The 23,834-nt window shown below is 40.7% G+C and carries 26 protein-coding genes and 1 pseudogene; 10 read left to right on the top strand and 17 right to left on the bottom strand.

Annotation, left to right across the window (positions count from 1 at the left end; all coding sequences use genetic code 11):
• Positions 1-213: 213 nt before the first annotated feature.
• The 8 genes from AB1I49_RS03960 to AB1I49_RS03925 form a co-directional block, all read right to left on the bottom strand.
• Positions 214-1,293, bottom strand: coding sequence for an alkaline phosphatase family protein (locus tag AB1I49_RS03960; RefSeq protein WP_407721416.1), 1,080 nt, complete (start codon positions 1,291-1,293; stop codon positions 214-216).
• On the bottom strand, positions 1,290-3,032 hold the full coding sequence (locus tag AB1I49_RS03955) for a RuBisCO large subunit C-terminal-like domain-containing protein (RefSeq protein WP_407721415.1): 1,743 nt from the start codon (positions 3,030-3,032) through the stop codon (positions 1,290-1,292). The genes AB1I49_RS03960 and AB1I49_RS03955 overlap by 4 nt, the downstream gene beginning before the upstream one ends.
• Positions 3,033-3,605 carry a flavin reductase family protein gene (locus tag AB1I49_RS03950; protein WP_407721414.1) on the bottom strand — a complete coding sequence of 191 codons (573 nt, stop codon included), beginning with the start codon at positions 3,603-3,605 and terminating at the stop codon, positions 3,033-3,035.
• The gene (locus AB1I49_RS03945; RefSeq protein WP_407721413.1) at positions 3,589-5,430 is read right to left on the bottom strand and encodes an HAD-IIA family hydrolase; all 1,842 of its coding nucleotides are present in this window, start codon (positions 5,428-5,430) and stop codon (positions 3,589-3,591) included. Before AB1I49_RS03945 ends, AB1I49_RS03950 begins: the two co-directional genes overlap by 17 nt.
• 479 nt (positions 5,431-5,909) lie before the next feature.
• Entirely contained in the window at positions 5,910-6,929 is a 1,020-nt protein-coding gene (locus AB1I49_RS03940; RefSeq protein WP_407721412.1) for a PDDEXK nuclease domain-containing protein, read from the bottom strand.
• 18 nt (positions 6,930-6,947) lie between these two features.
• Positions 6,948-7,868 (bottom strand): hypothetical protein, encoded by a 921-nt coding sequence (locus tag AB1I49_RS03935; protein WP_407721411.1) that lies wholly within the window; start codon positions 7,866-7,868, stop codon positions 6,948-6,950.
• 6 nt (positions 7,869-7,874) lie between these two features.
• Positions 7,875-8,147 (bottom strand): DUF6429 family protein, encoded by a 273-nt coding sequence (locus AB1I49_RS03930; RefSeq protein ID WP_407721410.1) that lies wholly within the window; start codon positions 8,145-8,147, stop codon positions 7,875-7,877.
• 60 nt (positions 8,148-8,207) lie between these two features.
• Positions 8,208-8,924: a hypothetical protein gene (locus AB1I49_RS03925; protein WP_407721409.1), complete on the bottom strand. Its 717-nt coding sequence runs from the start codon at positions 8,922-8,924 to the stop codon at positions 8,208-8,210.
• Between the two features lie 141 nt (positions 8,925-9,065).
• Here AB1I49_RS03925 and AB1I49_RS03920 point away from each other — a divergent pair, with 141 nt between their 5' ends.
• From AB1I49_RS03920 to mobQ, 6 genes are all read left to right on the top strand, one after another.
• Positions 9,066-9,422, top strand: coding sequence for a cysteine-rich VLP protein (locus AB1I49_RS03920; RefSeq protein WP_407721408.1), 357 nt, complete (start codon positions 9,066-9,068; stop codon positions 9,420-9,422).
• A gap of 147 nt (positions 9,423-9,569) precedes the next feature.
• On the top strand, positions 9,570-9,782 hold the full coding sequence (locus AB1I49_RS03915; RefSeq protein WP_399552728.1) for a transposon-encoded TnpW family protein: 213 nt from the start codon (positions 9,570-9,572) through the stop codon (positions 9,780-9,782).
• A gap of 1 nt (position 9,783) precedes the next feature.
• A complete protein-coding gene (locus AB1I49_RS03910; protein WP_407721407.1) occupies positions 9,784-11,685 on the top strand; it encodes a DUF4368 domain-containing protein in 1,902 nt (633 codons plus the stop codon).
• 63 nt (positions 11,686-11,748) lie between these two features.
• Positions 11,749-11,946, top strand: a complete 198-nt coding sequence (locus AB1I49_RS03905) for a DUF3847 domain-containing protein (protein ID WP_407721629.1) — start codon at positions 11,749-11,751, stop codon at positions 11,944-11,946.
• Positions 11,928-12,248, top strand: coding sequence for a hypothetical protein (locus AB1I49_RS03900; RefSeq protein WP_407721406.1), 321 nt, complete (start codon positions 11,928-11,930; stop codon positions 12,246-12,248). Before AB1I49_RS03905 ends, AB1I49_RS03900 begins: the two co-directional genes overlap by 19 nt.
• A gap of 9 nt (positions 12,249-12,257) precedes the next feature.
• Positions 12,258-13,952, top strand: coding sequence for a MobQ family relaxase (gene mobQ, locus AB1I49_RS03895; protein ID WP_407721405.1), 1,695 nt, complete (start codon positions 12,258-12,260; stop codon positions 13,950-13,952).
• 336 nt (positions 13,953-14,288) lie between these two features.
• Here mobQ and AB1I49_RS03890 read toward each other — a convergent pair whose 3' ends face one another.
• Positions 14,289-14,633 carry a hypothetical protein gene (locus AB1I49_RS03890; RefSeq protein WP_407721404.1) on the bottom strand — a complete coding sequence of 115 codons (345 nt, stop codon included), beginning with the start codon at positions 14,631-14,633 and terminating at the stop codon, positions 14,289-14,291.
• Positions 14,634-14,717: 84 nt separating this feature from the next.
• Between AB1I49_RS03890 and istA the strand changes: the two genes are divergently transcribed.
• A complete protein-coding gene (istA, locus tag AB1I49_RS03885; RefSeq protein WP_407721403.1) occupies positions 14,718-15,938 on the top strand; it encodes an IS21 family transposase in 1,221 nt (406 codons plus the stop codon).
• Positions 15,939-16,623: 685 nt separating this feature from the next.
• Here the strand turns inward: istA and AB1I49_RS03880 are convergent.
• On the bottom strand, positions 16,624-17,586 hold the full coding sequence (locus tag AB1I49_RS03880) for a toll/interleukin-1 receptor domain-containing protein (protein ID WP_407721402.1): 963 nt from the start codon (positions 17,584-17,586) through the stop codon (positions 16,624-16,626).
• Positions 17,587-17,941: 355 nt separating this feature from the next.
• On the opposite strand from AB1I49_RS03880, the gene AB1I49_RS03875 reads away from it, so the two are divergent.
• The 3 genes from AB1I49_RS03875 to AB1I49_RS03865 all read left to right on the top strand — a co-directional run bounded on the left by AB1I49_RS03875 (position 17,942) and on the right by AB1I49_RS03865 (position 20,695).
• The gene (locus tag AB1I49_RS03875; protein ID WP_407721627.1) at positions 17,942-18,616 is read left to right on the top strand and encodes a relaxase/mobilization nuclease domain-containing protein; all 675 of its coding nucleotides are present in this window, start codon (positions 17,942-17,944) and stop codon (positions 18,614-18,616) included.
• A 147-nt stretch (positions 18,617-18,763) separates the two neighbouring features.
• Positions 18,764-18,916, top strand: a complete 153-nt coding sequence (locus AB1I49_RS03870) for a hypothetical protein (RefSeq protein WP_330058382.1) — start codon at positions 18,764-18,766, stop codon at positions 18,914-18,916.
• Positions 18,917-19,009: 93 nt separating this feature from the next.
• Positions 19,010-20,695, top strand: coding sequence for a recombinase family protein (locus AB1I49_RS03865; RefSeq protein WP_407721401.1), 1,686 nt, complete (start codon positions 19,010-19,012; stop codon positions 20,693-20,695).
• On the opposite strand, the pseudogene AB1I49_RS03860 reads toward AB1I49_RS03865, so the two are convergent.
• The 7 genes and pseudogenes from AB1I49_RS03860 to AB1I49_RS03830 form a co-directional block, all read right to left on the bottom strand.
• Positions 20,635-20,826: pseudogene (locus AB1I49_RS03860) on the bottom strand (manganese catalase family protein); the annotation flags it as partial. The gene AB1I49_RS03865 and the pseudogene AB1I49_RS03860 overlap by 61 nt on opposite strands.
• Positions 20,826-21,080 (bottom strand): spore coat protein CotJB, encoded by a 255-nt coding sequence (locus tag AB1I49_RS03855; RefSeq protein ID WP_316609425.1) that lies wholly within the window; start codon positions 21,078-21,080, stop codon positions 20,826-20,828. The gene AB1I49_RS03855 and the pseudogene AB1I49_RS03860, both read right to left, overlap by 1 nt.
• A complete protein-coding gene (locus tag AB1I49_RS03850) occupies positions 21,077-21,274 on the bottom strand; it encodes a spore coat associated protein CotJA (RefSeq protein WP_316609424.1) in 198 nt (65 codons plus the stop codon). The genes AB1I49_RS03855 and AB1I49_RS03850 overlap by 4 nt, the downstream gene beginning before the upstream one ends.
• Before the next feature lie 118 nt (positions 21,275-21,392).
• On the bottom strand, positions 21,393-21,572 hold the full coding sequence (locus AB1I49_RS03845) for a hypothetical protein (RefSeq protein ID WP_405317901.1): 180 nt from the start codon (positions 21,570-21,572) through the stop codon (positions 21,393-21,395).
• 13 nt (positions 21,573-21,585) lie between these two features.
• Entirely contained in the window at positions 21,586-23,055 is a 1,470-nt protein-coding gene (locus tag AB1I49_RS03840; protein ID WP_316609423.1) for a Y-family DNA polymerase, read from the bottom strand.
• A 71-nt stretch (positions 23,056-23,126) separates the two neighbouring features.
• A complete protein-coding gene (locus AB1I49_RS03835) occupies positions 23,127-23,570 on the bottom strand; it encodes a S24/S26 family peptidase (RefSeq protein WP_316612399.1) in 444 nt (147 codons plus the stop codon).
• Positions 23,570-23,830: a PqqD family protein gene (locus AB1I49_RS03830; RefSeq protein WP_316609419.1), complete on the bottom strand. Its 261-nt coding sequence runs from the start codon at positions 23,828-23,830 to the stop codon at positions 23,570-23,572. Before AB1I49_RS03830 ends, AB1I49_RS03835 begins: the two co-directional genes overlap by 1 nt.
• Positions 23,831-23,834 lie beyond the last annotated feature (4 nt).

The raw sequence follows: 23,834 nt of genomic DNA, 5'->3' as shown, positions 1-23,834 counted from the left end.
AATATACGCAACCGCGCAGAAGAAATCGTCTTAAATGAAATCGTATATGTATAGAAAAATCCCGCTGTCGACAGTTACTTTCGGCAGCGGATGTATTTTTCAATGTGATTATATTATCATATAGTTCAATGTACCTAAACTCATTCATATGTTCAATGTTGTAATCTTATATCGCATAATATATTACAAAGAATTGAACATGAAAATAATGAGTTATGGAAGTAAAGAATAATGAGTACTAATTGTTTTGTTTTTCTGTATTTTTTGTATGGTTTTATATATATTATCTAATCCAGTTTGCCTATTAAGAACAAATGATTTACCGTCATTGATACAAAGGAATAAAACACCCTCTCTAATATGAGCATTACTTAAGTCGGAATTAATAAAGTTTACTCCATGATCGCTTGTGATAATTACATAATCATTGTTACTCAGTTTATTAAGAAAAACTGGCAAAAAGCCATTAAACTTTACTAAGGCATTTTTACAATTGCTATATAAACACTGATGTGCATAATAGTCAAAATCTGGAAAATTGATAAAGTATAGTGAATTACTCGCTATTTTTTTACTTAAAATGTAATTGTAGCATTCATTATCACAATTGGCGTGGATGATTTCTGGGCCTGAAAGACATAAAATATCTTGAACCTTTGGATTAACAAAACACTTTGAAAAACCTAGTTTGGATAGTTTTTCATCAAAATCAACTTTTTTAAATATTTCTTTTCTTACTCGCAAATCAGAAAAATGATTTATGTAGCCACGAATAATTAATTTCCTTATGTTTATTTTTTTATCGTGCAACATTCTCAATAGCTTATTTGCATAGCTTACTATGTCTGAAAAACGGAACTCTTTTACATCATATGCTAATGAAATTGTACTATCAATACCGATGTAAAGTATAACACTTTTTTGATCTTTGTTTTTTGATAATACAGGAATCAAGTCTTTCCCTCTGCCTTTTATATTTCCAATACATTTTATTCGCGTCTCAATATATAAATCATCAAGTATTTCTTTAGATAGACCTCCATCACATATAGTGTATTCTTCGTTTGAATAATAATCAAACATTTCCCTATGACCTTCTAGCGAACCTGCATAGCAATACTTAGGAAATAACAGATTATATTTACCGGTTAGTGCTCTATCTAATCCTGCGTTCAACAAAAAGTTTATTTGATTGTTATTTATAGATATTTTTTTAGTTAGGTTCTGATATGTTGATAATGAATTTTCATTAAATACGCCCAAGCCGTCTAAAACAAATAAGAATACACTCATTTTTTTTCTTTCTTAACTAGATTTAAAAGTTTTTTAATGGTGTTATTTAGTCGCTGTTTAACCTCTAATGATAATTCCATTTTATAATTTAGCAATAAAGGAATAATAGGTATTGTGAGCTCAATCTTATTATTTATAGAAGCGTTTATATCAAGATTATCTATTTTTTTATTTGTTTCATTATCAACAATTTGGACTACGTTTTCACTTTTGAGCGTTTGAATAATCTCATTTATAATTTGATTTTCTTCCTCACCCTCTACGATTCTAGACTGAGTAATTACTAAGACTTCTTTACAAAGATGCTCATCAATATTGTCTAGTACATCTGATAAATTAAGCAAACTAATCATAAAATCAATTATCGTATCTTCACACTTATCAAGCTCCGTATTAAACTTAGTCGTTTCTTGGGGATCTCTGGTTAAAGTTAAGGCGTTTTTATACTCGTTTCTAAGGTAAAGCTGTTTTTGTAAAAGTTCATTTAACTGCTTTGCTCTTTTTATATTAGGATCCTGTGTTTTCATATAATAATCTCCTTCTAAAGAATCTACATGTTTTTTTTGTGAAAAAGCAAAAGCTATTTCATTAGCAATTGCATCATTTAGTGCATAATCGGCAACAAATTTATAAGCATTTAGTTTATCGCCGTAATCATAACTTAAAATCCCACTTCCCATTTGTACCATAATGTTGGAACCAATAGCTTTTATATTATCTGTAATGTTAACACAGTTAACAATATCTCCTGAAGTAACAGCAAAAGAAGGTTTGAAACCACAAAAATCATTTTGTAAAGCTATGCGTTCTTCATTAAGTATTTGAATGTCATACGGATAATTTGAACTGATAGGACCTGTATAAACAGCATCTGCACCAATCAGTCTCGATAATCTGGCCAACGCTTTTTCGGATATATAATAATCACTTTTCCTTGTTATCACACCACGCCCAACATTATTTATCATGAATAATGCTTTACCCCGAAATTTGTCAATAATATACTTTACAGCACTAAAGCCCATAGATATAGGATTAAGACAAAAAGTATTTATTCCAAGATTTATTGAATACTCGATTATATTTTGAGCTAATTCGATATCAGCGGAGGCATTGATCCAATATAGAATATTTTTGTTGTTATTGTTCTTTATTGACTTAAGTAAATCACTATAGTTTCTTATTCTCTCTTTAAAACTGCAACAAAGAGGGTTTACTACTAGTTCGTCATCTATTATATAGTCTACTAGCTTTGTTTCAAGTATTTCTTTAAGTACATCGTTCTGGCGAGCAATATCAATTCGAGTTCTGGGTTTTAGAATCGTTCCTAAGAGAGGATACTGACACACTCCAGATTTATTTCGAATTCCTTGAATTCCAAACTCTGGCCCTTTATATAGTTCGCTAGTTTCGTCTAGACTAAAGTCAAGTATAACGTATCTTTCAATGAAAGAAAAAACAGAACAATATAATAATGAACCTATCAATTCTGAAACACCAACGTTAGCTCCTGATAAACAGTAAGGAAATACCATCTCCATATCAACACTTTTATCTTCGTTGAACTGAATAATCTTGCACTCCAGTTCCTTATGAAAACCACATAGCATATTTTGGGATTTTGAGTTAACAACAATGTCTTTTGAGCTACCTGTTGATAATACCTTTATAAGATGTTTTTTACCATCATTTACTGAAATCGAATCAGAAAAACGAATTCTTAAATATACATGTAGCATCTACTTAACATCCTTAATCTCACAAAACCCAACAGCAAAGTTTGAACTTGTTATATGATAAGCACAATCAAGCGAGGTTCTCAACTTAATACTATCCTCAACAAATGTTATTAGTTCTTTGTTAATATCAGCATCAATAACATCGCCACAGATTAGGAAATGATTTCCTGATTCCTTTAGCCAGTTTAATTTGCATTCAATATTAACACAGCACTCCACTATCTTTGCAGGGGCAATACTATTAGAATTGTATGGCGTTAACCCTGAATACTGGAATTCATCTTTCTCTGGAGGAAGTTTGTCTCCTGCTTTGTAAAGTTTATCTAAACACTCATACATAGGAATACCAACTACAAATTCTTTTGTATCTACTATATTCCTATATGTATCACTCTTCGGTGAAACGCCAATAGCTACCATTGGTGGCTTTGAAGAAGCAATCATAAACATTCCAAACGGTGCTACATTTCGGATTCCGTTTTTCGAGATGGTTGAAACTAAAACAATGTGTGAAGGCGGTGTTAAGTAATTTATTTTTTTTACGCTACTTAAGATATTAATTTTTCCTTTCATACAATTCCTCCATAAATGGTTTTAATTTATTTAAATCATCTAATACAATTTCAGGTCTGCTTTTGGCATCCAATCGAGCAACGTCATTCATATTACTAACCCCTCCCAAAAGCAAACAACTCTGTGAATTGCTTAACTTTGCAGATTTTATATCACTATCTAAATTATCTCCAACGATAACGATTTCACAAGCTTGTAGAGACATTTTTCTCAATAAATATGATAAAGCGATGTCATTAGGTTTTCCAATGACAGTGGCATGAATATTATTGACAGTTTCAATTGAGGACAATATCCACCCTGTTCCTGGAAGGCATTTCTTGTTGTGTGAAAACATCCTATCTTCATCTGTGGCAATAAGTCTAGCTCCTTTTGCTATTATGGCATTTATATGAATTAGTTTTTCATAATCATAATCTGTTGAATACCCTATAACAAGCGCTTCTATATTTTTTTGCCTAGAAGAGATATCAACCACTTCAATATTTCTTATCTCCATTTCATTTGGAAGAGCTTTTCCGCCTCCAAAAACAGCGCAGATGCGGATATTATTATCTATTAGGTATTGTGCAGTTGCAGAAGCTGAAGTTTCAATATAAAATGGATCTCGAATTCCGAAATGATTAAGCTTTTTTCTTATATCATCGATAGATTTTGAACTAGTATTGGTCAAAAAGCCAACAGAATAATTCTTCTCTTGTAAATAGTTAATAAATCTAATTGTATTATCTATAGGATTGTTTCCTGCATAAACTACTCCATCGAGATCAAAAATGAATCCCTTTTTATCCATTAAAACCTCTTTTATGCCCTCTTGAGGAGATAAGTGGTTTTTTTTGTTTGTATATAAAGTGTTGTCAATATTTATAGTTACCAGCTCTCTCTTCCCGGTTGAAAACGCTTTTTTATAGTTTTCTCCACCTCTTAAAAAATTGAATTCTTCAATATTGTTTTCAAAGCAGTATTGTATTACATAATTACATAATAAAATGCCTATTGATTGTTGTTTGTAATTTATATCAAAAGACGTGTTCCAATCATAGTATTTTTTTTGATTTATAAAGCCAAACCGATAAGCCACTATTTTTCCTGTATTGGAATCTTTTAAAATAAATATTCTAAGTTTGTTTTTTAATGAAAAAAATTGACATATGTCTTTTACAAATCCTTCTCTTCTACTATCAAAATAAGTTGAGGCTTGCATACTATCTTTCCAACGCTGGCGATGAATTTCCATCATTTCGTTAAGGATTTCCTCATTATATTCAAGCCCAACTTGAAAAATATAATTCGTTTGCTTTTTTATTTTCTTTATTTTTGTTTTCAAGTTTTTTGATCTCTTTTGACAATAATCATAGTAATCCCCAGATGTTGATATATAATAATTATCCTCGCAAAAAGCTATCTTGCTTTCTTTCTTGTTTTTTGTAGCAATCTCTAAAAGAATCTTTAAAGTATCACTTTGCATAAGTATATTATTAATAATCATTTTTTCAAATGTTTCTTTTTGAAAAATGAAATTAATTAATTCCAAAGCAATCTTATTTGAGCGTTTATCACAAATAATATAGGAATAATCAGTGCACGAATCATATATTTGCGTGCATGTAATAATATCTTTTTCTTTGATGAAAGCTATGGGAAATACCGCTTTTATTTCATTACTTTCGTCTGTAGCATAGTATATTCTATAATCCTTCTTATCTCCGTAATACTTTAACCATATATATAACCAGTCCTTAGACATGAATATATCATGATTTCGTTCAATACTTTCCCAATTTATATTAATTAAGTCAGTATAATTACTAATGCAATTGACCATGTGTCTTCACACCTTGTTTTCCAGATAATGTGTTTCCTTGAAAAAAGTGAATGAAAAAACATTATAAAGAATTAATCTCGGCTTAATTTAGATTATATAACATTATGCCTTTTTTCTTTATTGATTTGCACTTTGCTAAAGAAAACAACTAATTTATTAATACAAATAATAATTGTGCAAAGTGTTGAAATACATTCAACAAAAGTAATACCTTTTTTGCATCGTTAACCTCTCATAAAACATATTTATCTGTTAAAAAACAACTTGATATCTAAATATTATTATATCACTTTATTCATTGAATTAATATTGACTGGCATATAGAATTAATTATGGAAAAATTGGAGAAATAGCACTAAATTTCATATACAATTTTGTGAACACCGTAACTTTTGTTTACGATTATGTAACAATCATCTCAAAAGCGAAAACTCCTGCAAGTTGTTGTTCTTGCAGGAGTTTTCAATATCATATATAAGCTAATTCAGCTTTTCATAATCATCAAGATTAAGCTCTTTCTTGAATTCTTCCTCCGTAGGAAGATAGAGCTTGTATTTTGAAGCAAAGATTTGTGTATTTTCTTCGGATAAGGTGTACTTTACTACCGAATCGCTCTTATCGGCGCAAAGGACAATGCCAATCGGGGGATTGTCGCCTTCATTCATCAATTCCCGTGTATAGTAGTTGACATACATTTGCATTTGCCCCAAATCCTGATGTGTCAGCTTTCCGACTTTCAAATCTATCAGCACGAAGCATTTCAGAATATAGTTGTAGAATACAAGGTCGATATAAAAATGCTCACCGTCAAAGGTAATATGCTTTTGTCTTGCTACGAAGGAGAAACCACGACCAAGCTCTAACAGGAACTTTTGCAAATGATTAATCAACGCCTGCTCCAAATCCTTTTCATAGAAGTTTGGGTTCGGATTCAGGTCAAGAAATTCAAGCACATACGGATCTCGGATAATCTTCTCATACTCCGGTTTCGGCTCCAACTGCTCAATTTCAGATGATACCGATTCTTTGTTTTGGCTTGATAATAGTCGTTCGTAAAAGAATGAGTTGATTTGCCTGTCGAGTTGTCTGACACTCCAGCCGGATTTGATGCATTCCTCTGTATAAAACTCTCTACGCACTCTGTCGTCAATACGCATTAACTTTTGATAATGCGACCAGCTCAATTCAGCAGACAGTGTCTGCTGAATTGAAAAACACAGATAAAACTTCCTCATGTTCCTTAAATTGGTTTCCGAAAAGCCTTTGCCAAATTCAATAGTGAGCTTATCGGAAAGATACTTAATTAAGTTTTTGCCGTATTCACTCCTGTCGTTATCACCGCAGGCTTTATATATCTGCTCACCGATCTCCCAATAAGCCAATACCATAGCGGAATTGACCGCAGTATAGACCTTTTGCTGTGCAGTAATAATGCTGTGCCGTATTGAGTTATATGTGTTCTCTGAATTGCTGCTGTTTGTAATAATCTCATTTGCCATCTTCTTTCACCTTACCAATTAGTTTGTTTCATCTTCATCAGTCGTTTTGTTTTTCGCCCTGTTCTTATACACGTTATATTGATTCTTACAGCGTGGGCTGCAAAAGATAGCGCTTGGGCGGCTTGCTACAAAGAATTTGGAACATTTCTTGCACACCCTCATAGGATTGTGTTCATCCGTCAGCATAAATGATAACATCATTTGTACGCCAAGCAGGAGCGAATGGAAATCCCATACAAGCGTCGGTTGTTCAAGCAGCTCGATGTGATAGACAGGAGCGTTGCCGTCAAATGCACGGATACTCTGCCGCATAAGCTGTTTGTAGTCATCGTCCAGCTTATCATAGTCATTGTAATACAGAAACACTGTTGTGGCATTAAATGCCCAATCGGTAAACACCTGCTTCATCCACTCATAGCTCTCTGCATACTGACGCTGAAAGCTCATATTGACCGCCATCTGTCTGTCGCTCATTGTCATAGCGAGCGCCATCATCATATTGTCGCCTTCTATATTCCATAACGATTCAACGCTGCGCTTTACTACATCAAGTTTGTCAAAGGGAAAGAACAGATTGAGATAATCTTCGGTGGACATCGTTTCCTTTTTTATAAAACGGTTTTTAGGCAAATACACCGCTTCATAGTCCATAAAAGAAGGTGTGGTCGGTAACGCCGTCATCAATCCGAACAGCCCATACTTTTCCGCAAAGGCTTTTATTTCGGCTTGTATTTCTTCATCGTCCTGCTCCTGCTTCATACCCAAGCGCCCGATATACAGAGCATCCAAAACTAACTGCTGATACTCCTTCAACGGATCGTATATTGTAGGCTGTGCGTTGGAGCAGGCGGTCAAATACAGCTTGCCGTCCTCGGCTTGCTTCCACTCATATTCACTGTACCTAACCCAAGTCGAATTGGAATGTTCAAACATTTTCATATAATATCATTCCCAATCTGCTATTCCGTATTTTTCTAAAAGATCTTTGGCATAGTCGATTCCTGTTTCGGTCAGATAAACAGATTTTCTTCGTGAAGGGCGATCGCCCTGACGGATATAATCTTCATCGTCCAAGCTGTTAAGAACGTCAAAATCATAGCCTTTCCAAGCATAAAAATCTTTGCCGTCGGAAAATCTGCTGCCTTCCGTAAAACGTGAAAGGTACAATAATATCATCGTTAATTCTTTCTGTGCTTTTTCAGCTGTAATCTTATCCATTATATTCACCTCGTCATTACGCTATGTAATCTGAAATCAAAATAATATATTACTATTATACTACTTGCTCTTGCTACCGTCAAGGGCTTTTTCTATTAACTGCTTTTCTTCCATCGTGAGAGGAAACCCTTTTTCTTTGCGGCTCAATAGCACCTTTAGTAATGCTTTATGTATCTTCTTCAAGGCGGTCGCTCTGACCTTGCGGATATTACGGTCGGATTGCTCTCTGATTTTGCCGAGAGCTTTTGTACTTGTCCCACGCACAATATTGTTAAAGATGATCTCCTTGTGATCGTCGGATAATTTGTTCAATATCTTTGAAAGCTCGCCGTCGGTCACCAATTCGTTAATCTCAAACGGACAATGAAAGATTGCGTCGATATAATCGCCCTTGCGGATTTGCTTTATCAATACATCGTTGATATCGTAAGGAATAATCTCACCATCAAGCGCAGCACCGTAATCAAGCGGAATATCCAAGCCGCTTCGGCTGACTTCGTGATAACGCTCCCTGCGCTCACGGTTACTGTCAAGTCGATTCCACCAAGATACCACATTCTGAAAATCAGCGGTTGTCCTTGCGGCGTTCTCCAATCTGGCGAGCGCTTCACGCTGTAAATCTCTTTTCAGCTTTTTGGTTTCGGGCGGCTCGTCGATTTGCGGCGGTTGCTCGTCTTGTTCAAGCTGTACTTCTAATTCAGCTTGATGTTCTTCAGCTAATGCTTCGGCGAGCTGTTCTTCTTCCTGCTCGACTAATAGTTCTTCATAATCATCCACCGCAAATTCACCTCCCAAAATATTTTAAAAAATTTTTCAAAAACAGTTCCGCAAACCGTGCCGAATTTCTCCTATATATGGAGGGGTAATCTGTTTTATTGATTTCAGATTACTTCTATCATTAAAGAAGGAGGACACGCTATGGCAGAGTTATCAAAAAGAGATAAGAATCGTATTAAAAAGCACGTTACCAACTGCTGTGCCAATTACAGTAAAGAATATGGTTGCCTACCGCTTGAAACGGAGTGCTATATGTTCAGCGTAGGCTTTAACGACAGCAAGCTGTGCAAGTATTACGAGCAAGCCGTATTGCCTACTGACGCTGAATTATTCGCTTTGTTCAAAGGCATACCCACTAAGAAGTGCCAACAATGCGGCAAGCTCTTTGCTTCTGTTGGACGAAAGGCGTATTGTTCAGAGCAATGTGCCGCAGAAGCTCGCCGTCGGCAAACGGCAGAACGTGTTAGAAAGCACCGAGCGAATAAAGCTGAAATGTAACGCTTTTGCTCTCTGAAAGCCACTGTTCACGCGGCTTTTGGAGAGCATTTTTGCGTAGGTAAGGTGTTTTTATTAATGTTTCACTTTAGGGGTTACAGATTAAGGAACTGACTAAATTCATTATACACAAATCAATTATAAAATTCAATGGGAGGTAATATATTGACCAACAACTATACAACGATGATTCGCCGTATCGGCAAGACCACCTATAACGTCAAGGTGTTTTGCAAGGATAACGGCGAAACAATGGAAGATAAAATTTTGCGAATTGTTCGCAATGAAGCCTTTAAAAATGACGAGGCTTGTGGTATAATAAGCTTACCACAAATGAGCCGACAGTCTGAAAGGAGCGCCTGATATGGCAGCAAAGCAGACTGAAGGAAAAATAACGGCATTGTATGAGAGATTGTCCCGTGACGATGAACTCGCCGGGGACAGCAACTCCATCATCAATCAAAAATCATACCTAGAAAGCTACGCAAAGCAACAGGGGTATGAAAACCTCGTCCATTATACCGACGACGGATATTCGGGCGGCAACTTTGACCGCCCTGCTTGGAAAAGGCTGATTGCAGATATTGAAGCCGACAAGGTGGCGCACGTTCTTGTCAAGGATATGTCCCGAATCGGCAGAGATTATTTGCAGACAGGCTTTTACACCGAGGTAATGTTCCGCCAATACCACGTTCATTTTGTCGCTATCGCCAACAGCGTTGACAGCGACGACCGGAACAGCAACGAATTTGCGCCGTTCCTCAATGTGATGAACGAGTGGTATCTGCGTGATCTCAGCCGCAAGCAGCAAGCCGCCTGTCGCACAAAAGGCGAATCGGGAAAACCGCTGACGAACATTGCTATCTACGGATATAAAAAAGATCCGAACGATAAAAACCATTGGCTGATCGATGAAGAAGCCGCCGAGGTTGTCCGCCGTATTTATCGGTTGACAATTGAGGGCAAAACGCCTTTTGAAATCACAACGATTCTTTACAACGAAAGAATTGAAACGCCTGCCGCTTATCACGCAAGGCAAGGCACAGGGCTTTGGAAATACAAAACCGAAATTTCGCATCCGTATTCTTGGAATGAAGCAACCGTAAAAGCTATCTTGTCTAAGCAGGAGTACGCGGGAGATACAGTCAATTTCCGTACGCATAAAGAATCTTATAAGGATAAAAAGTCCGTTGCCAATCCAAAAGAGAATTGGCAGATTTTCAAGGACACGCACGAAGCGATCATTGACCGAGAAACTTGGGAGCTTGTGCAAAAGCTGATCAAAACGCCGAGACGTGTCGATACGATTGGTGAAGCCAATCCGCTGACAGGTCTTGTGTTCTGCGCTGATTGCGGAGCAAAGATGTATAACCACCGCACACGCGGCGACATCGAAAAGAAAAAGTACCCGGGTGACACTTATGATTGCTCAACCTATACTTTGAGTTTTCGCAAGAAGGACACCGTGTGCTTTAAACACCGCATTTCAACAAAGGCGCTGCGTATTCTCATTCTTGAAACAATCAAAGCGGCTTGCGCTTCGGCTATTAAGGATAAGGATAAATTCTTAGATGATATTCGTTCCGCTTCGCAGCTTCGGCAAAAGGAAGCGGTCAAAGACGCAAAGCGCAAGCTGAACAAGAGCCGCAGAAGAATTAACGAGCTTGACGGAATCATCAAGAAGCTGTATGAATCCTACGCCGTCGGCAAGATCACCGAGGAACGCTTTGACAGCCTGCTTGCGGAATACGAAGCGGAACAAAAAGAGTTGTCCGCTTTTGTGACCGAGACCGAACAACAGCTATCAACTTTTGAAGAAGATACCGTCCGTGCAGAACAGTTCCTTACGTTGGCGAAAAAGTACACCGACTTCTCCGAGCTGACTACGCCGATGATCAATGAATTCATAGATAGGATTTTAGTTCACGCTCCGTACTATATTGACGGAGAGCGTATGCAGGACGTTGACATCTATCTGAATTTTATCGGACAGTTTGAAATTCCCGAACCGGAGTTGAGTGAGGAAGAAGTCAAGCGACAGGAACAGCTCAGGAAAAAGCGTGTATATGAACGGGAGCTTTACCAAAAAATCAAATCAGGCGAGCACATCGTCGGCAAGAATTTTGAGGTGAAGTGTTGGGAGTGCGGAAAGACATTTATTTCAAAATCAACCAATGCAAAATTCTGTTGTGTGAAATGCCGTAACAGGAATTACAACAGAAAACGTTGGCAAAAGCATAAAGAACAAAAACAGAATAACAATTAACGCTGCGGCAGCTTGTGAGAGCAATTTCACAAGCCGCCTTTTTGATTGGAGGAAAATTATATGATGAATTTTACTGAGAAAGATTATTTACAGGCAAAGCACAGACTGGAAGAAGCGCAGGCTCGTAACCGTGTAAAGGAGCGAGCAGCACGAACACATCGGCTCATCCAAGAGGGAGCCATTTTAGAGAAAGCTATACCGCAAGTTAGGCAAATGTCATTGGAACAGTTGGAGGGTTATCTATGCAGTCTAATCAAATAATCATTATCAGTGGAACGCTTCGAGAAATCGGAGCGTTTCTTTTTTTATCCCGAAGGGCGCACTTACTCACCACCCATAAAATGGGCGGTGGTACTGCTAAAGCAGACGTGCGCTCTCCGAGGGTTGCGGCTCCGTCGGAGCCTTGCGGAAGCCGCCGCAAAGCCGTCACCTTCCGTGCGGTTGCCTGTCCGACAACCGCATTGTCAACGCTGTACCACAGCCTTGACATCGTGGGTATCGCTGCGGCGACACCCAATTTCTTTTTTATAAAAAGAAACAAAAAACACTTTAGAAAGGCTTGATAAAATGTTATGGCGATTTATCATTTAGAAGCAAAAGTTATCAGCCGCAGCACAGGCAGAAGTGCTGTAGCTGCTTCAGCATATATGAGCTGCTCCAAGATTTTGAACGACTATGACGGTGTGCTCCACGATTACACCCGCAAGCACGGTCTTGTGTGGGAGCATATTTTTTTACCCGAAAACGCTCCGCAGGAATGGCAGGATCGGAGCGAATTATGGAACGCCGTTGAACGTGCCGAAAAGACAAAGGACAGCCGGCTCGCCCGTGAGTTAGTGATTGCTCTGCCTGTTGAACTCAACAAAGAACAATGGATCAATCTGCTGGCAGAGTATATACAAAGCAACTTCGTTGCAGAAGGAATGTGCGCCGATGTCGCTATCCACGACACCGACGGTCACAATCCTCACGCTCATATTATGCTTACCGTCAGACCTTTGGACGACAAAGGCAAGTGGCAATACAAAACCGAAAAGGAATACCTGTGCAAGCGTAACGGAGAGGAAAAGGGCTTCACAGCCGCCGAGTTTCTGCAAGCAAAATCACAGGGCTGGGAGAAGCAATATCAATATTTTGTTGGCAAAAAGAAGATGTATATGCCGCCGTCAGAAGCGGAGCAACACGGCTATGAGCGAGTCAATAAATATCCGAAAAGTACGAAATTCGGACGTCAGAATCCGATCACCGCCCGTTGGAACAGCGACGAGCAGCTCGTCGCTTGGCGAGAGAATTGGGCGCAGATCTCGAATAAATATCTCGACGAAGCGAATCGCTCCGACGTTCATATTGACCACCGCAGCCATGCCGCCAGAGGGATCGACGAGCAACCGACAATCCACGAAGGTTATGTCGCACAAGCGATGGAGCGCAGAGGATTCACCGCTGACCGCTGTGAAATCAACCGTCAAATCAAAGCGGATAACGTTATGCTACGAGAGCTGAAAGCTGCGTTTGCAAAGATCTCACAGGCGGTCAAAAACACTGTTCCAACTCTTGCCGAAGCTATGGAATCTCTGCGTGAAAAGGTTATCGTTATCAGCTATCATATCCTGCACACCAAAATCGGAAAGCGCAATATTACCGATTATGTTAAGGAATTGAAGGCAAATTATGAAAGCTACAAGGGTATTGTAAAGCAGATCTCCGCAAAGAAGAAAGAACGGAAGGAGCTTCAAGCGGAGAAGAAATCCACTCCCGTTATCAAGGTCATCACTCACCGTGATTTGGCTCGCCGTATCGCCGAGCTGACGGAAGAAACTGAAGAACTGAAATCCGAAAAAGCTCGCCTGCTTGCCGCTATGGAGCGTACCGATGATAAAGATGTATCTACGGTCAATGACAGCCTTGATCGAATGAAATCCGCCCTCGCAGAGTTGGACAAACGAGAAGGAAAATACACCGCCGAGCTGAACGAAGCGTTACAGCAATACGCTGAATACAAGGAGCAAGCCCAAGAATTCAATGTAGGCGAATTTGGCAAAGCACGTTTGGCTATTCGTTCCGATAAAGAGCGAAACGCTCTCAATCAGATTTCGAATTCATACGGCGAGTATTTCTCTCGCAACACATTTTTCAGCAGCATCCGTGACGCAGATATGAAGCTCGACGATGATATTGATTTGCGAGCCGTTCGTGAATACTCTTTTCAGCAACGCAAGCAAGCACAAAAACAGAGGAACATAAAACCTCACGAACAGGAAAGGTAATCATGATATAGCAAAAGCACATAGACGAGCATATCAAAGTCATCTGAACTGCATCCCGTCAAGAGGATAGAGAAATAAATAAAATATTTTTCACAAAATAATATGAATAACCGCAGATTTTGGTTAGATTTAGTCTATCCGGAATTTGCGGTTTTTCTTATGCAGCCTTGTAAAGACAATCAAATCAATTATGTATGCTGAGTTTGTATCGGGAACAATGTAATCTCTGGCACTAATGTAACACATTATCATCGTACCAATAATCGATATAGCAAATCCTTTAGATAAAAATGCCCGCTTAAAGCATGAAAAAAATATACCTTTCATAGACTTTCACTACCTTCCAATCGATACAATAGGGATAGTCTCACCGGTAACTGCACTGATTAAAGTGATGTAAGTATCATTTATCAACATATCTTTTTGATCAGAACTTTCAGACAAAGTATTCTTATAGTTTCCATAAATAAACCAAACCGGCTCAACTTTAAGATCTTTAATCTTTTCAAAATCACATTTTTTAATATATACCAGTTTAATCATTTGAATGTCTATCTCTGAATCCATAATAATGTTATTAAAATAGTTTTTTACATTTTCAACTGCATTCACAGGAGAAAGTACAGAAGATTTCTGTTCAGCCTTCTTTATATCGATATAAATGCTAAACTGAAAATGCACAAAATCGCTCACTCAAAATGTACAAAAAAGATAAGGTAGAAACCATTTCCAGAGAGGAGTATACTTCCCACAGGAGGTGGGAAGATGAATTTTAGAAAAGATATTTATGAGAGGGTGAAGTACATAATGAAAGAACAATCGGAAATGAAGGTTAACTGTTCCAAGCTGGGAAGGCAGTTCAACTGTGACCGCAGAACAGTCAGCAGATATGTGGAGCTTGCTAAAAACGGAGAGAAACCGTCACAGCGAGTTTATCAGAAAAAGACAGACGGTTTTGAACATATTATTGAGGAAAAGGTAAAAACAACAGCTCCCGCGATAGCTATTTACCATTACCTTGTCAAAGAACACGGATACACCGGCAGCTATTCGACAATCAAGAGATACATTCACAATCTGAACATCGAGAAACAGAAAGACGCTGTTATCCGTTTTGAAACCGACCCGGGAGTGCAAGCTCAGGTAGACTGGAAAGAATCGCTTAAATTCAAAACAAAGGACGGTGAAACGATAAAGTTTAATGTATTCTTGTTAATCCTGGGATTTTCAAGAACTAAATTCCTTATGGTGACCGAGACGAGGGATCTGCAGCAGGTAGAGTTCAGCCTCGCCTGTGCGTTCAAGTATCTCGGCGGTGTACCGCATGAGATACTCTTTGACAACATGCGCTCCATCATCGACAAAGCCCGTACACAGTACAGTGAGCCTGTATTCAACGAAAACTTTAAAGTTTTCGCTGAGGATTGCGGCTTCGTGCCCAAAGCCTGTGTTGCTTACCGTCCCGAAACAAAAGGCAAGGTGGAGGTTACCGCAAAGCTGATGAACCGCCTTAAAGTGTACAGCGGAGACATCACCTGCTTTGATGATATCCGGCGTATTGCCGCGGATTTGAATTACGAAATCAATTCCTCTGTCTGTCAGGCTACAGGGAAAAAGCCCTTTGATTTATTGGAATTGGAAAAGCCGTTTCTGATCCAAACCAACCTCGACATACTGACAGGCTATTTTGAAGATACCGTAAAAAGAAAAGTCAGCTCGGAATCCATGATTTCTTATGAAGGGAAAAAATATTCCGTTCCGCCTGAGTATATCGGCAAAAAGGTTAATATTTCGGATACCGGTTCGGGCTTTGATATTACCTTTAACGACCACTTTATCAGGCATTGGGAGAAGAGCGACAAGATGATGAATTTTAATCATTTTGACTACCTTGAAATTGCACGTCGAAGCTCGCTTAAGCATCTCGACGAGGACGAAATCAAACTAATTGCGGAAAGGAATTTAGAAATATATGACAAGCTTTAACGTTTTACAGAACAACCTTAATGAGCTAAGTCTCCAGAACAGAACAAACAATTTCTTCATCATCACAAACAGCAATTCTAATCACTTTATTAACCTCTTTCTTTTAAATCTTTTTGTGTTTTCATTATAACATATAATACAACAATTTTCCACCAGATAGCAAAGCAATAACTATAAAGAAGCATAATTTTGATATTGTTTCATCCTGAAATGTTGATATGTATATTGTAACACCGCGTTAATTAAGATGCTATTTGGCGAAACAGAGAATATCCTTTTTTCTTTTAGTGAATATCAAACAAAAAATAATATACAAAAATGTGAACAATGCAGAAGTTTTCTATCTTTTATACGTTTTTGTAGATGGGTCTGTCGCAAATCAAAAGATAACTTTGAGGCTACTAATCATCTATTTGACTTGCATTTTCAAAACATTCTTAAGAGAACAAACATTTTACTCCATTTTTAGTCGCTCAAAAAACTAGTTGTTCTCGGATTTAGGAAACTTGCTTCTGTATTATATATCTTATTCGATTTCGATTTTCTGCTATCGTCATCGCGATTTGTTGTGTTACAAAAATTTACAGAACAATTTCAGATTCCTTTTTTACAACATAAAAGCCGCCTATAGAACAAATCCAATGATTTCTATAGGCGGTTCTATTGTATTAAGAGTGTATAATTATTATGTTAAAACTATGTCTTTGATGTAAATTGATTCAGCATCAATATCTTTTCGATGCGTTAAAAATTTTATCTCTGTTAAGACTTTCCAATTATCTGTTGCCCCTCCAAATTCTTTTAAAGGGATAGAATAATCAATCCAATCTTTTGTTGTCTTAATTATGTGTGGAACGTCTTGATTCTTTATTCTTAGCTCAACAGTAACACTAAATTCATTGTCTGCTTTGAGTTTGAAAGACAAACGTTTATTCTGTTGAAACTTATTAAAAGCGTTTATTTCTCCAACAAAGAAAACGACAGAGCATATTTGTGAATTAGTCTTTGAAAAATCAAATTTAGTTTGGATAATATTTGTTGTTTTATCATAAGCAACACTACATCCTCCAAAGTTATTTTCATTGATACAAAATCCTTGATAATTTGCAAGGTTTATTTTAACTTCGGTAGAGTAATGATTTATGGAATCAATAAACTGTTCTCGTTGTTTTTCCCATCTGTTGATTTCTATACTATCAGACGGTTTAATTCCAAAATCCTTTTCAATTCTCTTTTTGAAATTTGTTAAATCACCATTTAGACGTTTATTAGTAATGTCAAGTTTTATTCCTTTTACATTTGGATTTATAGCTCCTTTAATATCTTTGTATTCAAATTCTGGAAGCAAAAATGTATAGTAACTACTCTGCTTTAACCAAACTGCGCCCATTTCATTTAGACAAGCAGCACTTTTGTAATAGTTGTCAGAAAGCATAAATACGGTAATAACATTGTCCGAATCTAACGTTTTTCTTAGATAATCATAAATATCCTCGCCTACAGCTATATCCAAATCTGTTCTTGAGCTACAAAACATATCCTCGGTTTTTAATCCTATATCATAGAGTAAATCGACAAAGTCAGATACGATTTTACCATCTTTCTCTGCATGACTTATGAATAATAAGCTTCGTTTTTTCTTATTCATTTTAACCTCCTAAGTTTTTTAATGTTATGCTAATTTGATAATGCGCATCATGATAGGCACTACTATGTAATCAATTATCCCCCAAAAAATCGCCTTTGTATTTTACCGAAAAGTGAACGACTTACATTTCTTTAATTATTATATCATATAGCGACTACTTTTTATATTAATAATCGAAAATTTCAATATAGAAAATGCCTAATAATATTTATTTATTAAGCACAAAAAACCATATACAGAATTGTGAATAATCCTTGAGTTAAAAGCATTATTAGGAAGCATAGATCACATACCATTTTTTGTCTAATGTGTTTAGAAAATAAAGTGTATCTTTAGCAGAAAGTACCCTTGACAAATCTCGTCTCACAATCACCTGATTATGAACAGCGTCAACTACGAAAACGGCAAGATGTTTCACCAGAGCTGCAACGAAATGCTGCAGGCAAAGGAGTACTCCAATCAGCTCTGCCTTGAGTACGGGCTGAGCGTCACGGAGGTCAAAACCAAGAATCCGCGCCACGCAAAATGGAAACGCGATCTGCTTCAAGTTGCGGAGTATGCCCTCGGACACTCGGCTACCAAGAAAGAGTTCATCGAGTACATGCGCTATCACGGCTACGATGTACAGTGGGAAGATAAGTACAAGTATATCACGTTCACCTCGCCGGAGGGCTGGAAAGTACGCGATAATAAGCTCTTCGACGAGAGGTTCCTCAAGGATAATCTCGAGATATATTTTGCTCTTGGCGGCTGTGACAGTGCGATAATCGATCCGTACTTCGACTACGTTACACCGAATCACCCAGACTGCTATACCATGACGTACAGCGACGGTCTGATCAATCTGCTCGGCGATTTACTCTCAACCGTGCCCGATGATTACTATTATCAGCCGCAGTATATCGACGAAATGAGCACGGCGGAAAAAGAAAGAATCGAAAAGATCCTCGGCAGAAGGATCTGCAACGAGGCGTTCTACACCTACTGCACCCGCGAGGACTACGAGCGCGAGCAGGGTATTTCTATGTAATAAATCTTATCAATTCGCCGCATTTAATACGGCGAGGAAAGGAAATCTATGAAAACAAAAATCGAAACCTCTACCCTATTTCTCACGAAGGGAGTGATGACCGCATAAGAAAATCTGCGCGAGCATAGGATTTTTCGGGTGATTGTCGTGAAAACGGAAATCATGATGACCGAACAGCCTGAGCAGATAATCGTATGCAAAGAACTGGAAAACGAAATAAAAAAAGCAATCTTCCTTTCTCTCAAGGAAAAGGGAATACTCACTCAGAAACAATGTGAGGAATGTATAAAGAGAATTTAATACTTCGGGGCGGCAAATTCTGCCGTCCCGAAAAAATATCTGGACTTTTTGAAAATAAAAGATATACTGTGTTGCTAAAGGAGGCGCACTATTATGAAAAAACAAAACGAAGTGATCCGCGTGGCAGCCTACTGCCGCGTGTCGACCGACAAGCTGGACCAGGCAAACTCACTCGAAAGTCAGCAGCGGTACTTTAACGAATACATCAGCCGCAATCCCCTGTGGGAGCTGGTTGAAATCTATGTTGACGAGGGCATCACCGGCACTAACACCTTCAAGCGCGAGGACTTCAACCGCATGATTCAGGACGGACGTAACGGCAAATTCGATATGATCATCACCAAAGAGGTGTCGCGATTCGCGCGTAACCTGCTCGACAGCATCGCCTACACGCGCGAGCTGAGAGAGTACGGCATCCGCCTGTTCTTCCTCAACGATAACATCGACACCTCTCAGCCCGACCACGAGTTTCGATTGGCTCTGATGTCGTCTCTCGCTCAGGAGGAAAGCCGAAAGACCTCGGAGCGCGTCAAATGGGGTCAGCGCAGGCGTATGGAACAGGGCGTTGTGTTCGGACGTGATATGCTCGGCTATGATGTTCGCGACGGCAAATTGATCATTAACGAGGAAGGCGCGGAAATCGTCCGACTGATATTTCATAAGTACCTCTACGAAGGCAAAGGCTGTCATGTGATCGCTAACGAGCTGCGTGAAGCGGGAATCCAAACCTCGCGCTTCATGAAAGAATGGTCGTACACCGTCATTCTCCGCGTGCTGAGAAACGAGAAGTACTGCGGCGATTTGGTACAGCAAAAAACCTACACTGCAAGCTATCTCTCACACAAAAAGAAAACCAACAATGGAGAGCTGGACTATGTTGTCATCAAAGACCACCACGAGCCGATTATTCCGCGCGAACGGTTTGAAGCGGCTCAGCGCGAGCTGGAACGCCGTCACAACATGCACTACACGAAGAACGGCTTTGCCAACCGCTACGCGATGTCGGGCAAAATCATCTGCGCGGAATGCGGCTCAACATTCTGCCATTCGCAGAAGAAATGCCCTAACGGTACCAAATACGAGAACTGGTCGTGTGTCACCAAAGACCACAAGGGCAAACGCAAGACGCTTGAAAACGGAGAAATCGTCGGCTGCGATAACGTCAATATCCGCGACGCGGACGTCAGGCTGATTCTTACGCACATTATCCGCGACGTGATGGGCAACCGCGAGGAGCTGCTTGACAGTGTGCTTGACACAGTCAGCGAAGTACTGCGCTCCTGCGCCGATAAAAACAACGTGGAATATTTTGAAAAGGAAATCGCAAAGCTCGAAGCCAAAAAAGAAAAACTGCTCGACATGTGTCTGTCGGGCGATATCGAAACGTCTGACTACAAAAAAGCCAGTGATCGCTTATGTGAGGAACACGCATCGCTGCTTGCAAAACTAAACGAAGAAAAAGCGAACAGCGCGCTTGTCGCCAATCAATCACAAATCATTGAGAGCATAACCGAATACGTCAACAGCGTAGCGGTCGGCGAGGAATGGGACGATATCATCTACCGGAACCTTGTGGATAAGATTTATGTTCACAAGGACAGGACGCTTGACATTCATTTGAAGCTCATTCCCGAAAAATGGCAGGCAAAAATACTAAAAGGAAAGGCTGAAATTGAGCGAATTGAACAAAATCAAAAAATTTTACCAAACGGAGGGACTTCGGTGCCTATATCGGTCAGCGTGCCCTTTAATTCGGGCATAGGCATTGTGAATCGCTGACTGAGGTAGCGCATAGAGGCGCTTAACTCACCGTCGGGTCCGCCGTACTGGGTTATTATGATCTTTGCGAGCTTCGGGTTCGGGGTTTTGATATTGACGGGGTATTGCTGCTTCTTCTCGTACATAAACATCAGCAGTCATCCTCGCTTTCCCACGGCCACGGGCCTTTGACCCATGTCCAGCTGTTGGTATCGGTGACCTTCTTGGTGAGAGGGCCGTATTGCTCCTCGTACTGTTCGATCAGCGGTCTCGCCATCGCCTTGTATTTCTCCGCCTTTTCAAGCGCGGCACGGTCGTTGGGGTGGGTGTCGAGATATATCTGCATATCGAGCGCCGCGAACTGATATGTCGAGATTTTTTTGAGCAGCGTTTCTCTCTTTGTCATTTTACATCACCGCATTTGCCGCCGTAAAACGGCTTATCAAGAGACGGGAACATCGTACCCGCTACCAAACCCTGATCGGGCGAGTATACCTTCGGCTGTTCCTGCTGGAACGGCACGTATGCCATCGCGTAAACAGGCGTTTCGGGCAGCTTTGATATTCCGTACTGTTCGTTGATGAAGTCATCGAGTTTCACTTGAATTCTCCTTTCGTTTTCATACAAGCATCAGACCTTGCATTACATACTATGTTCCACGGTCGGAATCGTGAGAAAACAAACGGAGACGCGCGCGTCTCCCCTGTTCATGCTTATTCTACTGTTCTCCGATATCAGCGGCTCCCTTTTTGGTTGCTTCCTCGATCGCCGCCTCGTAGCCTGTCAGCGCCGCGAACGGCGCGAACTGTGCCGCACGGTCATGCAGGGACATCGGCAGGTGCCTCTCCGAAACATGCCGCGGCAGGTTGATTATATCCTCATAAGTGTCTTTTGTCATCGTTTCTCCCCTGTTACGCTCTGTGACCGCCGATCTGTCCGTTGCGCTCGATCGCGGTCGCGCCCTCCTTAAGGTTCATGCCCTTGAGCACGGCGTTTTTGCCGTACCGCCTTTGAAGCAAAAGCATAGCCTGCTGGATTTTTTTCTCCCTCAAATCCTCTTTCCTCTCTGCGGGCGCTGTATCAAAAAGACTGAGCTGCACCGCTCTTCCGCTGTCGTTTACGGCCTTTTCGCTCGTTGTATGGTTCGCGACGACATACATGCGGCGGACATATAGATTCCTGTCGGTGATGCGCTCAAAGAGCCTGACTGCCGCCTCGACAAATACCCTGCCCGACGAGGTGAAGCCGCCGAGGTTCTCTGTTCCGTGGGCGTGACGCGGGATTTTTCTGCCGTAGTAATCGGTCGTTATCCCGCCGCTGAACGCCTGCTTAAGGCTGATCGTATCGTAACCGACGGTCAGCACGATCTGGTCGGTCATAAGTCCCTTTTTCACAAGATCGAGGAGAAGCTGCTCGGACATCTCGCGGATAATCAGCTTCGCGTGCTCAAAATCGTACGGCTTCGAAAGCACCTGACCGACGCTCAGAGAGGTGCTCGCGGGCGTATATGATTTGATCTCGTCGATTGTGCACGGCTCAAAACCCCACGCGTGGTCGATCAGCAGCTCGGCGTTTTTGCCGAACAGCTTATACAGCAGTTCTTCGTCGCGGACAGAACACCGCGCGACGTCGCCCATCGTGAACATTCCGCAGCTCTCGAGCCGCTTTGAGATGCCTCGCCCAATGCGCCAGAAATCCGTGATCGGGCGGTGGCTCCACAGCCGCTCGCGGTATGTCCTCTCGTTGAGCTCCGCGATCCTCACTCCGTCGCGGTCAGCCTCAATGTGCTTGGCGACGATATCCATTGCCACCTTGGCGAGATACATATTCGTGCCGATGCCCGCGGTTGCCGTGATGCCCGTCTGCGAGAGCACGTCGCGGATCATGACGTCCGCAAGCTCGCGGGCGGTCATTTTATATGTCCTGAGATAGTTTGTCGCGTCTATGAAAACCTCGTCGATCGAATAGACATGGATATCCTCGGGCGCGATGTACTTGAGATAAACGCGGTAAATCTGCGCGCTGACCTTCATGTACAGCGACATTCGCGGCCGCGCGATGATGAAATCGACGGACATGTGAGGACAGTGGTCGACAAAGTACTTGAACTGCGACGCACCCAGAAACTTTCCGTTCGGAGCGTGGGTGCGCCGCCTCGCGTTGACCTCGCTGAGCTTCTCGTACACCTCAAACAGCCTTGCCCTGCCAGGAATGCCGTATGCCTTGAGCGACGGCGACACCGCAAGACAGATCGTTTTTTCGGTGCGGCTCTCATCTGCGACCACAAGGTTAGTGCCGAGCGGATCCAGTCCGCGCGCCACACACTCCACGGAAGCGTAAAAGGATTTTAAGTCGATCGCGATGTACTGCCTCTCTTCCATATGCCGCACCTGCCTTTCATATGTATTATAGCACATCTGTTCGATTATTGCAAGAGGAAAACCGGCAGAAATTATTTCCTGCCGGTTAATTTACGTAATATTTTTTTGATAAAGCGCTTTGACCTGCGAGCCGCCCTTCGAATCGGGTAAATAAGGTACCAGAAGCGCGAATAAAAAATGTAGCCCTTATCCGTCACATCGACCTGTTTGCCCTTGTGAACAAAGGCGGTCATGACGGCTATTACCTGTTCCTCGCGGATCCCGTACTCCTTGTTCTCGCAGTTGTCGCCGAGAAACACATATCCGCCCTCGTCAACCCTGATTATTCGGTGAAGCACATAGTCGTGCGGCGGTCGGATATAGATCGCGACGTCGTATTTTTTCAGACGTTCTCCCTCGCGCTTGCGGCGGACTATCATCAGGTCCCTGCCCTGCCTGAGCATGGGCAGCATACTGACGCCCTTGTTGGAATAGACGAGAGAATCGTGAGTGCTCAGATACTGCTCGATATTCATTATTCGTCGATGACCCCGATCGAGCGGAGCTTGGAAATCACATCGTCAACGTCGCTTGAGATGATATCCATCGGCGCGTCATACTTGTCGAACATCGCCTTCTTGATATCGTCGGGAGTTGTTTCCTCTTTCAGGCAGTCGATAATGAACGCCGCGGTTTTGTTTGAGGTGACAATCCCCGAAAAAACATCTTTATCGGTCGATACCATGACCTGCGACCCGTCCATAAAATGAGTCAGCATTTCTTTTTTCAGCTTCATACAA

This window comes from Ruminococcus sp. NATIVEDY160 (genome assembly GCF_045819885.1).
Lineage (GTDB): Bacteria > Bacillota > Clostridia > Oscillospirales > Acutalibacteraceae > Ruminococcoides.
This window is presented reverse-complemented; position numbering and strand designations above follow the sequence as displayed.

Excerpts from the sequence above, each read along its gene's own strand:
- AB1I49_RS03960 (WP_407721416.1), bottom strand. The coding sequence starts at position 1,293 with ATGAGTGTATTCTTATTTGTTTTAGACGGCTTGGGCGTATTTAATGAA.
- AB1I49_RS03955 (WP_407721415.1), bottom strand. The coding sequence starts at position 3,032 with ATGCTACATGTATATTTAAGAATTCGTTTTTCTGATTCGATTTCAGTA.
- AB1I49_RS03950 (WP_407721414.1), bottom strand. The coding sequence starts at position 3,605 with ATGAAAGGAAAAATTAATATCTTAAGTAGCGTAAAAAAAATAAATTAC.
- AB1I49_RS03945 (WP_407721413.1), bottom strand. The coding sequence starts at position 5,430 with ATGGTCAATTGCATTAGTAATTATACTGACTTAATTAATATAAATTGG.
- AB1I49_RS03940 (WP_407721412.1), bottom strand. The coding sequence starts at position 6,929 with ATGGCAAATGAGATTATTACAAACAGCAGCAATTCAGAGAACACATAT.
- AB1I49_RS03935 (WP_407721411.1), bottom strand. The coding sequence starts at position 7,868 with ATGAAAATGTTTGAACATTCCAATTCGACTTGGGTTAGGTACAGTGAA.
- AB1I49_RS03930 (WP_407721410.1), bottom strand. The coding sequence starts at position 8,147 with ATGGATAAGATTACAGCTGAAAAAGCACAGAAAGAATTAACGATGATA.
- AB1I49_RS03920 (WP_407721408.1), top strand. The coding sequence starts at position 9,066 with ATGGCAGAGTTATCAAAAAGAGATAAGAATCGTATTAAAAAGCACGTT.
- AB1I49_RS03915 (WP_399552728.1), top strand. The coding sequence starts at position 9,570 with ATGGGAGGTAATATATTGACCAACAACTATACAACGATGATTCGCCGT.
- AB1I49_RS03910 (WP_407721407.1), top strand. The coding sequence starts at position 9,784 with ATGGCAGCAAAGCAGACTGAAGGAAAAATAACGGCATTGTATGAGAGA.
- AB1I49_RS03905 (WP_407721629.1), top strand. The coding sequence starts at position 11,749 with ATGAATTTTACTGAGAAAGATTATTTACAGGCAAAGCACAGACTGGAA.
- AB1I49_RS03900 (WP_407721406.1), top strand. The coding sequence starts at position 11,928 with ATGCAGTCTAATCAAATAATCATTATCAGTGGAACGCTTCGAGAAATC.
- mobQ (WP_407721405.1), top strand. The coding sequence starts at position 12,258 with ATGGCGATTTATCATTTAGAAGCAAAAGTTATCAGCCGCAGCACAGGC.
- istA (WP_407721403.1), top strand. The coding sequence starts at position 14,718 with ATGAATTTTAGAAAAGATATTTATGAGAGGGTGAAGTACATAATGAAA.
- AB1I49_RS03880 (WP_407721402.1), bottom strand. The coding sequence starts at position 17,586 with ATGAATAAGAAAAAACGAAGCTTATTATTCATAAGTCATGCAGAGAAA.
- AB1I49_RS03865 (WP_407721401.1), top strand. The coding sequence starts at position 19,010 with ATGAAAAAACAAAACGAAGTGATCCGCGTGGCAGCCTACTGCCGCGTG.
- AB1I49_RS03855 (WP_316609425.1), bottom strand. The coding sequence starts at position 21,080 with ATGACAAAGAGAGAAACGCTGCTCAAAAAAATCTCGACATATCAGTTC.
- AB1I49_RS03845 (WP_405317901.1), bottom strand. The coding sequence starts at position 21,572 with ATGACAAAAGACACTTATGAGGATATAATCAACCTGCCGCGGCATGTT.
- AB1I49_RS03840 (WP_316609423.1), bottom strand. The coding sequence starts at position 23,055 with ATGGAAGAGAGGCAGTACATCGCGATCGACTTAAAATCCTTTTACGCT.
- AB1I49_RS03835 (WP_316612399.1), bottom strand. The coding sequence starts at position 23,570 with ATGAATATCGAGCAGTATCTGAGCACTCACGATTCTCTCGTCTATTCC.
- AB1I49_RS03830 (WP_316609419.1), bottom strand. The coding sequence starts at position 23,830 with ATGAAGCTGAAAAAAGAAATGCTGACTCATTTTATGGACGGGTCGCAG.